The sequence below is a fragment of the Photobacterium sp. GB-72 genome (assembly GCF_003026095.1).
In the GTDB taxonomy this organism is placed as follows: Bacteria; Pseudomonadota; Gammaproteobacteria; order Enterobacterales; family Vibrionaceae; genus Photobacterium.
The window spans coordinates 37,290-50,581 of sequence record NZ_PYNV01000016.1 but is presented as its reverse complement, the minus strand read 5'-3'; the positions used below and the strand labels follow the sequence as shown (position 1 = coordinate 50,581).

14 protein-coding genes are annotated in these 13,292 nt (G+C 42.6%); 7 read left to right on the top strand and 7 right to left on the bottom strand.

The window, feature by feature from the left end:
- Window positions 1-24: 24 nt before the first annotated feature.
- Both C9J40_RS16615 and rpsU read right to left on the bottom strand, forming a co-directional pair.
- Window positions 25-468 carry a GatB/YqeY domain-containing protein gene (locus C9J40_RS16615; RefSeq protein WP_005369839.1) on the bottom strand — a complete coding sequence of 148 codons (444 nt, stop codon included), beginning with the start codon at window positions 466-468 and terminating at the stop codon, window positions 25-27.
- A 31-nt stretch (window positions 469-499) separates the two neighbouring features.
- Window positions 500-715 carry a 30S ribosomal protein S21 gene (gene rpsU, locus C9J40_RS16610; protein ID WP_005301411.1) on the bottom strand — a complete coding sequence of 72 codons (216 nt, stop codon included), beginning with the start codon at window positions 713-715 and terminating at the stop codon, window positions 500-502.
- A gap of 249 nt (window positions 716-964) precedes the next feature.
- Here rpsU and tsaD point away from each other — a divergent pair, with 249 nt between their 5' ends.
- The gene (gene tsaD, locus C9J40_RS16605; RefSeq protein WP_107207651.1) at window positions 965-1,984 is read left to right on the top strand and encodes a tRNA (adenosine(37)-N6)-threonylcarbamoyltransferase complex transferase subunit TsaD; all 1,020 of its coding nucleotides are present in this window, start codon (window positions 965-967) and stop codon (window positions 1,982-1,984) included.
- A gap of 54 nt (window positions 1,985-2,038) precedes the next feature.
- Here the strand turns inward: tsaD and plsY are convergent, their stop codons facing one another.
- On the bottom strand, window positions 2,039-2,650 hold the full coding sequence (plsY, locus tag C9J40_RS16600; RefSeq protein ID WP_005369836.1) for a glycerol-3-phosphate 1-O-acyltransferase PlsY: 612 nt from the start codon (window positions 2,648-2,650) through the stop codon (window positions 2,039-2,041).
- Window positions 2,651-2,897: 247 nt separating this feature from the next.
- Here plsY and folB point away from each other — a divergent pair, with 247 nt between their 5' ends.
- The 3 genes from folB to C9J40_RS16585 all read left to right on the top strand — a co-directional run bounded on the left by folB (window position 2,898) and on the right by C9J40_RS16585 (window position 4,587).
- Window positions 2,898-3,251, top strand: a complete 354-nt coding sequence (folB, locus tag C9J40_RS16595) for a dihydroneopterin aldolase (protein ID WP_045130746.1) — start codon at window positions 2,898-2,900, stop codon at window positions 3,249-3,251.
- On the top strand, window positions 3,248-3,721 hold the full coding sequence (folK, locus tag C9J40_RS16590) for a 2-amino-4-hydroxy-6-hydroxymethyldihydropteridine diphosphokinase (RefSeq protein WP_107247481.1): 474 nt from the start codon (window positions 3,248-3,250) through the stop codon (window positions 3,719-3,721). The genes folB and folK overlap by 4 nt, the downstream gene beginning before the upstream one ends.
- Before the next feature lie 62 nt (window positions 3,722-3,783).
- A complete protein-coding gene (locus C9J40_RS16585) occupies window positions 3,784-4,587 on the top strand; it encodes an undecaprenyl-diphosphate phosphatase (RefSeq protein ID WP_107247480.1) in 804 nt (267 codons plus the stop codon).
- Window positions 4,588-4,663: 76 nt separating this feature from the next.
- Here C9J40_RS16585 and C9J40_RS16580 read toward each other — a convergent pair whose 3' ends face one another.
- Window positions 4,664-5,899: a multifunctional CCA addition/repair protein gene (locus C9J40_RS16580; protein ID WP_107207653.1), complete on the bottom strand. Its 1,236-nt coding sequence runs from the start codon at window positions 5,897-5,899 to the stop codon at window positions 4,664-4,666.
- 236 nt (window positions 5,900-6,135) lie between these two features.
- Between C9J40_RS16580 and C9J40_RS16575 the strand changes: the two genes are divergently transcribed.
- The gene (locus C9J40_RS16575; protein WP_199188107.1) at window positions 6,136-7,809 is read left to right on the top strand and encodes an AAA family ATPase; all 1,674 of its coding nucleotides are present in this window, start codon (window positions 6,136-6,138) and stop codon (window positions 7,807-7,809) included.
- Window positions 7,809-8,765, top strand: a complete 957-nt coding sequence (locus tag C9J40_RS16570; protein ID WP_107207654.1) for a general secretion pathway protein GspB — start codon at window positions 7,809-7,811, stop codon at window positions 8,763-8,765. Before C9J40_RS16575 ends, C9J40_RS16570 begins: the two co-directional genes overlap by 1 nt.
- Window positions 8,766-8,848: 83 nt before the next feature.
- Here C9J40_RS16570 and C9J40_RS16565 read toward each other — a convergent pair whose 3' ends face one another.
- From C9J40_RS16565 to C9J40_RS16555, 3 genes are all read right to left on the bottom strand, one after another.
- A complete protein-coding gene (locus C9J40_RS16565) occupies window positions 8,849-9,466 on the bottom strand; it encodes a TIGR04211 family SH3 domain-containing protein (RefSeq protein WP_107207655.1) in 618 nt (205 codons plus the stop codon).
- A 116-nt stretch (window positions 9,467-9,582) separates the two neighbouring features.
- Entirely contained in the window at window positions 9,583-10,851 is a 1,269-nt protein-coding gene (locus tag C9J40_RS16560) for an inorganic phosphate transporter (RefSeq protein WP_107207656.1), read from the bottom strand.
- A gap of 30 nt (window positions 10,852-10,881) precedes the next feature.
- Window positions 10,882-11,562 carry a TIGR00153 family protein gene (locus tag C9J40_RS16555; RefSeq protein WP_107207657.1) on the bottom strand — a complete coding sequence of 227 codons (681 nt, stop codon included), beginning with the start codon at window positions 11,560-11,562 and terminating at the stop codon, window positions 10,882-10,884.
- A 185-nt stretch (window positions 11,563-11,747) separates the two neighbouring features.
- Here C9J40_RS16555 and C9J40_RS16550 point away from each other — a divergent pair, with 185 nt between their 5' ends.
- Window positions 11,748-13,262, top strand: coding sequence for an inorganic triphosphatase (locus C9J40_RS16550; RefSeq protein WP_107207658.1), 1,515 nt, complete (start codon window positions 11,748-11,750; stop codon window positions 13,260-13,262).
- Window positions 13,263-13,292 lie beyond the last annotated feature (30 nt).

Genomic DNA, 13,292 nt, shown 5'->3' with positions numbered 1-13,292 from the left:
GCTTGTCGCTGAATAGGAGAGTGATTAACCTAGTTTAGTTTTCACTAACTTGCTAACAATCCCCATATCGGCACGACCCTGAATTTGCGGTTTCAGTACGCCCATCACTTTGCCCATGTCTTGCATAGTGGCAGCGCCAGTCGCAGCAATAGCTTCATCCATTAACGCAGAGATTTCCTCTTCAGTTAGTGGTTGAGGCATAAACTCGGCTAGAACACTGATTTCAGCATGCTCGACATCAGCTAAGTCTTGACGGCCTGCAGCTTCATATTGAGCTACAGAGTCACGACGTTGCTTAACCATTTTTGTTAATACAACCAACACGTCGTCGTCGTTAAGAGTGATCTTTTCGTCAACTTCACGTTGTTTAATTGCTGCAAGAACTAAACGGATAGCGCCAAGACGAGGTTTATCCTTCGCCTTCATCGCCGCTTTTTGTTCGTCTTTAAGACGTTCAATTAGAGTCATTACGCGATCCTTCTGTATTAAAATCTAAAGATTAGTACAGACGAACGCGACGCGCGTTTTCGCGAGCCAATTTCTTCAGGTGACGCTTAACTGCCGCTGCTTTAGCGCGCTTACGTACAGTTGTTGGCTTTTCGAAGTGCTCACGACGACGAACTTCAGAAAGGATACCTGCTTTTTCGCAAGAGCGCTTAAAACGACGTAGTGCTACGTCAAACGGTTCGTTTTCACGTACTTTGATTACTGGCATGTAATACTCACCTCAGAGTGATTCTATTTAAAGCTGACGTTCAAAGTGTCAGCTGATTAAAAATGGTGCGAAATTCTAATCTGATCTGGGGGCATTTGTAAAGCATTCTACGTCTATGAACTGGTTAATTTATGTCAACAACGGTAACATGCCCCTTAATTAGTACTCCCTAACCCTATTTGAGTTATCGGTTGTTATTGAAACTATACCGATTTTTCATTTAAACCCCCTAATAGTATAGAGGTTGTTATGCGTATACTGGGCATCGAGACTTCCTGTGATGAAACAGGTATTGCGATTTTCGATGATGAAAAAGGTCTCTTGGCACATGAACTTTACAGTCAAGTAAAGCTACATGCGGATTACGGTGGTGTTGTGCCTGAGTTGGCATCGCGTGATCACGTTAAGAAAACGATTCCATTGATTAAGGCTGCGCTTGCTTCTGCCGGACTGACTCATGACGATCTTGATGGTGTTGCTTATACCGCAGGCCCGGGTCTTGTTGGTGCATTATTAGTGGGTGCAACCATTGGACGCAGCCTAGCGTATGCGTGGGATTTACCTGCTGTTGCGGTGCACCATATGGAAGGGCATCTTCTCGCGCCAATGTTAGAAGATAATGCACCTGAATTCCCATTCGTTGCCTTGCTGGTGTCTGGTGGTCATACCATGATGGTTGAAGTTAAAGGCATTGGTGAATACCAAATCCTAGGCGAGTCGATTGATGACGCGGCTGGTGAGGCTTTTGATAAAACAGCGAAGATGATGGGGCTTGATTACCCAGGTGGCCCATTACTGTCTAAAATGGCAGAAAAAGGTACTAAAGGGCGTTTTAAATTCCCTCGTCCAATGACAGATCGTCCCGGTCTTGATTTTAGCTTTTCTGGTTTAAAAACATTTGCGGCGAATACCATTCGTGCTAACGACGATGATGAACAAACCCGAGCTGATATCGCGTTTGCATTCCAAGAGGCGGTAGTCGATACCTTAGCCATTAAATGTAAACGTGCACTAAAACAAACAGGTTTAAAGCGCTTAGTGATTGCTGGCGGCGTCAGTGCAAATAAGTACTTACGTCAAGAGCTTGAAAGCATGATGAAGAACCTAAAAGGGGAAGTGTTCTATCCTCGTACAGAATTTTGTACAGATAATGGTGCAATGATCGCTTATGCAGGCATGCAACGTCTGAAAAACAAAGAAACGATGGATTTAGGTGTTAAAGCCTTTCCACGCTGGCCGATTGATCAACTTAAACCGATTGCTGACTAATAAAAAATGGGTATAGCAATAGAAAAGCGAAGCAAAGAGCTTCGCTTTTTTTGTTTAAGCGTCTTTGTTTTTCTTGGAAAACTTATCCCAAATCTTGGTTTCTTGTCCATCAAGTAGGCGACGAATATTTTCGTGGTGCCGCAAAATAATTAAGCAAGACAGCATGGAAACAGGCATGGTGTATTCAGGTTTTACCAACCAAGTGAGCATTGGTGCAGCAAGGGCTGTGATAAGTGATGCGAGTGAAGAGTAGCCGGTTACAACCAGTGTGAGTACCCATGTTGTAATCAGCATGCCGCTTAAATCCCATCCAATAGGCGCTAATGCTCCAAGGGCTGTTGCAACTCCTTTTCCGCCCTGGAAATGAAAAAATAGTGGATAAATGTGGCCTAAACAGGCAGCAATTCCAATGATACCGAGTAAAAATGGATTAATACCTAAAAAGTAGCTTAGCCATACTGGCAACATACCTTTCAAAATATCAGATACCAAGACTAGTGCTGCTGCACTCTTTCCACCTAAACGAAGCACATTAGTAGCACCTGGATTACCGGAACCACTTTTTCGAGGATCGGGAAGTCGATACAACCGCGAAATTAATACGGCGCTAGAAATAGACCCAAGTAAGTAGGCGGCAATGATCATCAGTAGCGCTAGTGGTGTCATGCATTTTTCCGAATAGCTAAGGTAAGTGCCAGTTCAACAGGAATTGAAATGTTAACTGGATCTTATCTGCGTCAATATTACGGAACAGTAATTTTGACTCGTTCATGGCTGTGGTATAGTTCCAGCCAAGTTAACAGTGATAATGTTGCATCATTACTAACAACACTCATGTTAACGAATATTACCTGATAATACGCGCTTTTGCTGACATTGGGTATCCGACCTCTAACAAAATTAGCGATTGAGCATGGATACGGTATTTATCGAAAAATTAGAAGTTATTGCCACTATTGGGGTATATGACTGGGAGCAGGAAATTAAGCAAAAATTAGTGCTTGATTTGGAAATGGCGCATGATAATCGACCTGCTGCTAACAGTGATGATGTTACTTATGCATTGGATTATTCTACGGTAAGTACCGCTGTTACGAATTTGATTGAACAGGGACGATTTCTGTTAGTTGAGCGTGTAGCTGAAGATGTGGCAAATTTAATCATGACAGATTTTAATGTGCCTTGGATCAAAGTGCGAGTGACTAAACCTGGTGCTGTGGTGAATGCGCGTGGCGTTGGAGTGCAAATAGAGCGAGGTAGTAAGTGATCACCGCGTATATCAGTATTGGTAGTAATATTGAACGTGAATATCATTTAAAAGCTGGCTTAGATGCGGTAAAGACACTGGCAAGTAACTGGCGAATGTCTCGCATTTTTGAAGCTGAGCCTGTGGGGTTTGATGGTGATAATTTTTTTAATGCAGTGATTGAAATACAGACATCGTTATCGTTATCTGCATTACAATCTCAACTTAAAGAAATTGAATGCCAATTAGGGCGTCCGGCACATGCGGTTAAAAATCAAAGTCGTACTATCGACCTTGATTTGTTGTTGTATGGCGATGCTGTAAGTGATGCTTTACCGTCGTTACCACGTTCTGATATTTACCGTTTTGCTTTTGTTTTGTGGCCTCTCAGTGAGTTAAATCCAGACTTAGTGATACCACAAGAGACTCAAACATTGGCGCAACTTTGGCAAAATTTTTCTCAACAGCAAATATTATGGCCTGTTGAATGAGTCATTTAGTAAAAAGTTAGTCACTACTTACTTTTTATGCTGTGTTTAATTAAGGACAATTAATGAGTCATTTAGAAGCATTTATGTTAGCCCTTATTCAAGGACTGACAGAGTTTTTACCCGTCTCTAGCTCCGCCCATTTAATCTTACCGTCTGAGATCTTAGGTTGGCCTGATCAAGGCTTAGCGTTTGATGTCGCTGTACATGTTGGTACGTTGATGGCGGTTATTCTGTATTTTCGAAAAGAGGTGGTTTCGTTATTAACCGCTTGGATTAACTCCATTTTTAAACGTGAACATAGCGCTGAATCGAAATTAGCATGGATGATTGTGATAGCGACAATCCCCGCCTGTATCTTCGGTTTGGTGATGAAAGACTTTATCGAAATGTACTTGCGTTCAGCATGGGTGATTGCGTGCACCACGATTATCTTTGGTTTGTTGCTATGGTGGGTTGATAAACGCGCCAAGCAAACCGATAACGAGTATCAAGCGAATTGGAAGAGTGCGTTGTTTATTGGTCTAGCGCAGGCGGCGGCTATTATCCCTGGAACTTCTCGCTCTGGCGCGACGATGACAGCTGCACTGTATCTTGGCTTTACGCGTGAGGCTGCAGCGCGTTTTTCATTTTTAATGTCGATCCCGATTATTCTGCTTGCTGGTAGTTACCTTGGTTTAAAATTGGTGACGGGCACAGATCCAATTGATTTCGGTAATCTAAGCATTGGTATTGCTGTTTCGTTTATCAGTGCTTATGCGTGTATTCATGTGTTCTTGAAATTAGTAACGCGTTTGGGAATGACACCGTTTGTTATCTACCGCTTAATTTTGGGTATTGGTTTGTTCTTATTCTTGATGTCCAAGTAATTTTAACGCGCTATTTACGATCAAAAAAGCCGACATTAAGTCGGCTTTTTTGTGTCTTTTATTTTAAAGCTAATACTTAGCTACTTTGGCGTGTCGCTGTTAAATGTAGAGCAACTGCCTCTATACGTTTTGCCGCTAATTGCTCTCTGATCTCTGCGCCTTTAAACCCTGCTGCAACAATTGCTTTTACATCCACTTGTTGTGCTATAGCAAATACAGTTTGGAAAATATCAGCTTGTTGGTACGGTGTTTGCTCAAAGTGGGTGCGTCCACGAGCATCAGCACGGCAGCACGTTGCTAGTTGAGCAACACGGTCGGGTTTTCGCCATGCGTCAATTTGATCAAAGATTTTAATAAAGGTATCAGCACGCATTTCTTCGGCATAATGGATTTTGGTGTGCTGTTCACAGACCAATAATGCCAGATCGCGATAGTCATTCGGTATACGTAAACGTTGGCACAGTGCTTTGATAGGTTTAATACCATCTCGACAGTGTGTCTTGTGATGAGGTAGATCCTCCTTTGGGGATAAGGCTTTCCCCAAATCATGTACCTGTGCGGCAAAACGAATGGTTTTATCGGTCGTTAACTCAGCGGCTTTTTTAGCCACTAATAAAGTATGGATACCGCAATCAATTTCAGGATGCCACTTTTCAGGTTGTGGTACCCCAAACAGTGCATCAATTTCAGGCATGACAACTGATAACGCACCACATTGGCGCAGTACCGTAAGAAATACTTGTGGGTCATCACTAGAGAGTGATTTTTCCCACTCTTTCCATACCCGCTCAGGTGTGAGGCTTTCTAATTCACCACTGATCACCATCTCTTGCATTAACGCGATAGTTTCAGGCGCGACAGTAAAACCTAAATGGGCAAAACGTGCGGCAAAACGCGCGACACGTAAGACACGCAAAGGATCTTCACTAAATGCAGGGGAGACGTGACGTAAAATTTTATCGTGAAGATCTTGTTGTCCATGGTAAGGATCAATTAACTCACCCGTTGGTGATTGGGCCATCGCATTGATGGTAAGATCACGGCGCTGTAAATCTTGTTCAAGCGTTACATCAGGTGCAGAATAACAAGTAAAGCCAGTATAACCATGCCCGGATTTTCGCTCAGTTCGAGCTAGAGCATGTTCCTGTTTCGTTTTTGGGTGAAGAAAAACAGGAAAGTCACTGCCTATTTGTTCAAATCCTGCAGCTAGCATTGCTTCAGGTGTTGTGCCAACCACCACCCAGTCTTTATCTGTTACCGTAAGGTTTAATAAGGTGTCACGAACTGCACCACCAACAAGATAGGTTTGCAATGAAAGCTCCTTATATCTGAAACTAATGAGATGAATCTCTACCGATTTTAGTTAAAAACTGACCATAATACTGTATTCAGTGTGAACTTGGTCTATGCGCTACTGCTTGGCAGTATACAATAACCCAATCAATACCCATGATAATAAATACCGCAATGTTGACGGGTATTTTAGAACAAAAGAGCATTTAACCTCGTTAAACGGTTATCACTTATTTTAAGCACTAGAGTATTTCTATGTATCAAGACTTTTTCGGGATCACTGAAGCGCCTTTTTCTATCGTCCCTAGCGCACGTTTTTTATATCTCAGTGAACGACATCGAGAAGCATTGACACATATGTTGTCAGGATTAACCGATGGTGGTGGTTTTGGTTTATTAACGGGAGAGGTGGGTACCGGTAAAACCACCGTACTACGTGCGATGATTTCCCGGTTGTCACACCAAACACAAGTTGCTGTTATTTTAAATCCAGCGTTATCTGCTCATGATTTATTAGCTGCGATTTGTGATGAGTTAGGTTTACATTATCAATCTGACGCGAGCTTTAAACAGTTAACAGATATCATTTATCGCCACTTAATTGCGAATCATGCTGAAGGTCGACAAACATTGCTGCTGGTGGATGAAGCACAGCACCTTATGCCTGATGTATTAGAACAATTACGCTTATTGACCAATTTAGAAACGGACAGCAGAAAATTGCTTAAGGTCGTGTTAATTGGTCAGCCTGAATTACAGCAATTATTGCAACAAGAGCGTTTACGTCAGCTTGCTCAACGTATAACTTCTCGTTATCACCTGTTGCCCTTAACCGAAACTGAAGTGAGTGAGTATATTCACTACCGTTTAACTGCTGTCGATTGTTTATACCCTGTATTTGACGCAAGTAGCATCAAATATATTGCGAAAGCAACTCAAGGTATTCCGCGCTTAATTAATCTTGTGTGTGATAAGTCGATGCAATTGGCTTGTCAAGCCGGCACGCATCAAGTGACTAAAACAATGGCGGTTCAAGCGTGTGAAGATATTTTAAGTTGGCAAGTCCCTGTTCAGTCAAAAGCGCGCTTAAAAGGGGCTAAAACGGCGGCATCATGGCTCCCATGGGGAGTTGCTATGTCATTATGTTCAACATTAGTGATGGGGGTATGGCATTATTGGCCATTACCTGTCGCGCCAGTTGCATCACCGATAGCACCGAACCATTCGTCATACGCTGCGGTAAATTTGTCTGCCATTGAGACATCGAGTGAGTTAAATAATCAGAAAATAACAACAGCCTTAAATCACCCAGAAAATACCCAAGAAAGGTTAGCGAAACTGATTGATGCGAGTCGTAAAGAGCGAACTTCGATGCAAACGTTATATCGTTTATGGGGCTTTGATACCGCATTAAATCAAGCAACATGTGCTACCAGTTCGCGGATCAGCTTGGCGTGTTTTAGTGGTAAAGCGACATTAGCAAAATTAGGCTTAATTAACCGTCCCGTGATCGTAACTTTAAAAGATGGCGCGCAGAAGCCTTTTTACGCGGTGTTATACGCGATCACCGATGATCGTATTGAATTACTCTTAGGGAAAGAGCGAATTTCGGTGACACCAAAATGGTTTGAATCACGTTGGGATGGACAATTTAGTTTATTGTGGCGTCCACCATTAGGTGATAAAACCAGTATTCGTTTTGGACAGAATGGTCCACGCGTTGCGTGGCTTGACCAACAATTGAATGATTTTCTTGGTGAAGAGTCGCCAAGAAAAGGCTATTTTGATCAATCAATATTAGATAAATTGCGTCGTTTCCAACGTTCACAAGATTTAGCGGCTGATGGGATAGCAGGGCCAATGACACTTATGGTGCTGGATTCTGCGATGAACCTACCTGGACCAACGTTACAGCCGGAGCACAGCTAATGTCTCAATTGCTAGATAGTTTAAAACAATCAGATAATAAAAATACGGATCAGTCTGAACGAGAAGCGGGTCAAGGAACCGTTAAAGTTGTGCATCCAATGCGAAGTGTTAAAGCTCAGAAAATGCCAACATCATGGGCATGGCCACTTGTTATTGCATTACTTCCTGCCGCTTCAATTGTTGGATATAAGTTTTATCAGCAAGCCAAATATGAGCAGGTTCAAACAACAGCGCTGAGTGCACCGTTAAAGCAAGTACCTCAATCGCAACCCTCGACATCAACATATGATCAGCGAGTATTGCAAGCGCCAGCAGAGAGCCGTCAGGCTACTGTATTATCACCAACCAAAGACGTTGTTTTTCTGGATTATCCTCAATTGGTGACAGAGCCTCTTCCTGTTGGTGATAGCCTGTATTCAGCCGCGCCTGCTTATCAAGATTATGAAGTCGCAACGCCGACTCAATCTTATTTAGCTAATGCTTCTGCAGACAGTTATGCTGCGGTATCTAAACCTGTTGCAAAACAATCTGAAGATCAAGATCCCTATCAACTAGATAATTTAGATCTTTCTGGATTATCACCTAAGTTAGCCGCTCAGCTTAAATCCGCGATTGTGGCAACAGATGGCGAAAGTTATCAAGACAATGAACTGGATCGCAGTGGGGATAAAGTTGATGCTCAACCTTCAGTTAAAGCGCCTAAACAATCACAAAGTAAAGTGATCCCTATTGGCTTGCTACCAGCATCGATTCAAAACCAATTACCTAAAATGAACTTTGAGCAGCATATCTATTCGTCAGCCCCTGCTAAACGTTGGGTTAAGGTCAATGGTAAGGAATTTCATGAAGGGGACAGTATTGCGCCAGGCGTCAAATTAGCCCGTATCGAGTCACGTGATGTGGTATTAAAATTTGATGGTTACGAAATCAGTATGCCAGCATTATCAGAGTGGTAAATGCACGCTAACAAGAGATAATAAAAAAGGCAGCTTAGCTGCCTTTTTTGATCCAGATGTCGAGACCTCTGCCTCTTTGGTCATTATGCCCAACCGTTATTACGTTTACGACGGCGTGGGATAAGGTGAGGTAGCACAAGACCAAATAATAAGCCTGCACCTGCAACAAGACCACCATAAGTGAACCACTTCATTAATAGGTCGTCTTTTTGAGTATCAATTTTTGCGCGAAGTTCACGGATTTGATCTTGAGATGAAGACAACTCGCTTTGCAGTTTATTATTGCGTGTTTCTAAATCATTAATCTGTGTATTACGTTGAGCTAGTGTGTTTTTAAGCCCAGCGTTTTGACTATCGCTTGAAGTAAGTGCTTCAGCAAGTTTAGCCTTAACTTCTGTTAATTCAGTTTGTAGCGCAGGAACACGCTCTTTTAGGCCAATTTCGGTTGAAACAAATTTTGAATCGACCCAACCACTACGACCACGGTCATCGGTTATTTGGGTAAAGCCTGCCGCTTTATTAGAGCTTAGTAGGGTAACTTTAGTACCTGCATCAACGCTACCAATTATACGGTATTGTGTGCCGGGGCCTGAATGCATATAGGTAAATAGGTTGTCGGAGATATAACGAACTTGTGCCGCATTTGCAATAGGCGCAATTGCCGCACAAATAAGTAAACAAAGACTAATGAGGTGCTTCACAATCTGATCCTTGGGGAGTCTTGATTTTGTTAAGGTCGTTGATAGTAAGAATTTTGGCAGGAAGGTGCAAGAAAAGAGGGAGGCTAAGCCTCCCTCTTTTGAACCTGTGCCACTATTTAACTAAATATGGCTTGCATAATGTAGAAGAAAATGACAGCAAGTAGTGCACCCGCTGGCAGAGTAACTACCCATGATGCAACGATGTTACGAACAACACCAAGATTCAATGCTGCAATACCACGAGCAAAACCCACACCTAAAACGGCACCAACAAGTGTTTGTGTCGTTGAGATAGGTAAACCTGTACCTGATGCCAGTACAACAGTCGATGCTGTTGCAAGCTGCGCAGCAAAACCACGGCTTGGGGTTAGTTCTGTGATACCTGTGCCTACGGTAGCCATTACTTTATGACCTAGAGTTGCGAGGCCGATAACAATACCGATACCACCTAGTGGAAGGATCCACCATGCAATTTCACTTTTATTTGCAATTTGGCCAGCATGCTCAACCGTAGAAACTACAGCAGACAAAGGACCAATCGCATTAGCTACGTCATTAGAGCCGTGAGCAAATGCCATTGCACAAGCGGTTACTACCATTAGTACGCTAAATACACTTTCAACACCGGCATAGCCATTACTATCAACAGAAGAGCCGTCGTCGGTGTATTTACGCTGAATGTATAAGTAACCTGCTACCATCACAAGTAGTGATACAACAAGTGATGCAACCCAAGCTTCACTGGTTGTTAAATGCAAACCAACGTGCTTTAGACCTTTCTTAATTGTTACTAGTGCAATGACCATCGCAGTAATAAACATGTAGACAGGAACAAAGCGCTTTGCATTTTTCAGTGGAGTATCAGTGTCAAAAATTAATTTTTGGGCGCTGATAAATATTAGGTAAGCAAAAATACCTGCAATAAGAGGGGTAATTAACCAGCTACCAACAATACCTTGGATTGAATGCCAATCCACTGCATTAGTACCAACAGACACACACGCAAAACCGATAATTGCACCGATAATTGAGTGAGTTGTTGATACTGGCCAGCCCATATAAGAAGCGAGCAGTAGCCATGTACCAGCAGCAAGTAACGCTGACATCATGCCGTATACCAGTACTTCAGGTTGGGCTGCATAGAGTGAGGTATCGATAACACCTTTACGGATTGTATCTGTTACTTCACCACCAGCAAGATAAGCACCTGCGAACTCAAAAATCATCGCAATGATGATTGCTTGCTTTACAGTTAGCGCCTTTGAGCCTACTGAAGTACCCATGGCATTGGCAACATCATTTGCACCAATACCAATCGCCATTAAAAGACCAAAAATAGCTGCCACTCCAATAATTAGAGTGCCGTAGTTAGCCAGGATTTCCATTGTAAAACCTTGTTTTGTTAATTCTCGTTATTAAGAACGCGAAAGCATAATCTCTAAACGCGAGCCTACACGCTGTGCTTGATCAGCAATTGCGCCTACCCACTCGAGAATCTTATACAGGAACATGACATCCACCGGGCTGTGTTGGTCTTCGATGGACATTAATTGTTGACGTAGAACAATCTGCATAGAATCAGTATCATCTTCGATAACATCTAGCTGATTAATCATTTCGGCAACAAGCGTCACTTCTCTGCCTTTGAAACCAGTCTCAAGAAGCTCATCCAATTCGTTAATTACACGGCGTGCTTGATCAGCAGCGTCTAAACATCGTTGAACGTAAGCGACAAAGTCTGGGTACATGATCGCAGGAATTTGTAGCTTACGACCTAAGACACGACCTGCGATATCTTTAGAGAGGTTAGCGAGTTTATCCTGCTGGGTTAACAGTCCTAACATATCAGTACGATCTACTGGCATGAAAAGACCACGAGGAAGCTTCAGACGGATCTCACGCTTAAGCACATCCGCATCTTTTTCAAGTTGCGAGATCTGTTCGCGTAAAGCAGCCGCCTTTTCCCAGTCTCCAGCATTACATGCTTCAAAGAATGGGATAAGCAAGTTACAACATTCAGTTACGCGAATAACGTGACGTTGCAGTGGTTTGATTGGGGATTTTGCAAAGAGCCCCATAATTGTATTTACTGGCATAGCCGATCAACCTAGAGAGCGCCCGAAAAAGGCTAAATCTTGAGCGATGGTCATTGAAGCGCGCATGTTAACGTATATATGAGTATAGTGGAACTAATTTTGATCAAGGTTTTATCGATATTTCTGACTTGCCCTTAAGCGCAGAAGCAAATATCCTTGGATTGCCACTGTTTATAGGTATAACTATGGAAACCGAGATAGAACTGAAGTTTATCGTCTCACCAGAATTTTCTAGTCAATTATTGAACAAAATAACTGAAGCGAAAATTCTGCAGCAGAGCAGTCGAGAATTAGGCAATATTTACTTTGATACGCCAGACCAATTATTGCGTCAGCATGATATTGGCCTTCGGATACGTCGTTTTGACGATGTTTATGTACAAACATTAAAAACTGCAGGTCGGGTCGTTGCGGGTTTACACCAGCGTCCTGAATATAATGTAGAAATTGATGGTGATGCGCCCATTTTGGCTTTACATCCAGCGGATGCGTGGCCAGAAGGTTTTGATGTTGATCTCGCTCAACAGCAAATTAAACCTTTATTCTCAACCGATTTCACCCGTCAGCAATGGTTAGTCGCCATGCCGGATGGAAGCCAGATTGAATTGGCCTATGATCATGGTGATGTCCATACTAATGGTAAATCATCGCCAATTTGTGAAGTTGAGTTAGAGCTTAAATCGGGTCAAACTGATGCTTTATTTACGCTTGCCCGTGCACTTTGTGCGGATGGTGGTATGCGATTAGGTAATTTGAGTAAAGCGGCTCGTGGCTACCGCTTAGCAGCAGATTATCAAGGTGATACACCAAAGCCTTTAACGCTGGTGGCAACGACTGAGCAAGATACGGTTGAATCGACGTTTATTAAAACGTTAGAGCACGCATTAGAGCATTGGTTATACCACGAACAAATTTATACTGAATCGCAAGATCAGCAAGCGTTAGTTCAAATCTCCCAATCATTAAGCTTATTGCGCCAAACCTTTGCAACGTTCGGCGGTATTATCCCGCGTCGTGCCAGTGCTTTGTTACGCCAAGAATTACAATGGTTAGAAGGTGAGTTAGCGTGGTTAGAGGATGCCAATAGTATTCAAGCGCTAACGGACGATAAATCTTATGTGTTGCGTAAGTTAAATGTCCGAAAATCACTACAACAGCAGTTAGATACGCGCTATGAACAGCTACCCGATAGCGAAGATATGCTGCGTTTGATGAACTCTGCACGTTATTGCGGTTTATTGCTTGATTTAAGTCGTTGGATATTAAGCCGTGGTTGGCAGCCGTTTTTAGATGATAAATCACGCGCAAAACTTGCTGGTGCGATTAAACCTTTTGCCGATAATATCTTATCTCGTTCATGGCGTGAGCTAATGGATGCTTTTCCTGCTGAGCGCCAATTAACCCGTTCTGATTACATTGATCAGAAACCACGTTTGCAACGGAATTTAATGTGTGGTTTATCTTTTGCTGCGCTTTACGATCCTGAATTACGTCAATCTTTCCGTATGCCATGGTTTGATTTATTGCAAGGCATTGACGACCTTTATGCCTTAGAGCCAATACGTCAGTTATTGCCGTTATTTGAAGGTGATGACTTTGTACAAATTGAGAAATGGTTGCAGCGTCAAAATGAATCATTGATCCATGCAATGGATCAAACACGTAAGATGAGTATTGAACTCGCGCCATATTGGCCTTAAGTGCTATAGAGAAAATAAAAGCCTTGCTCA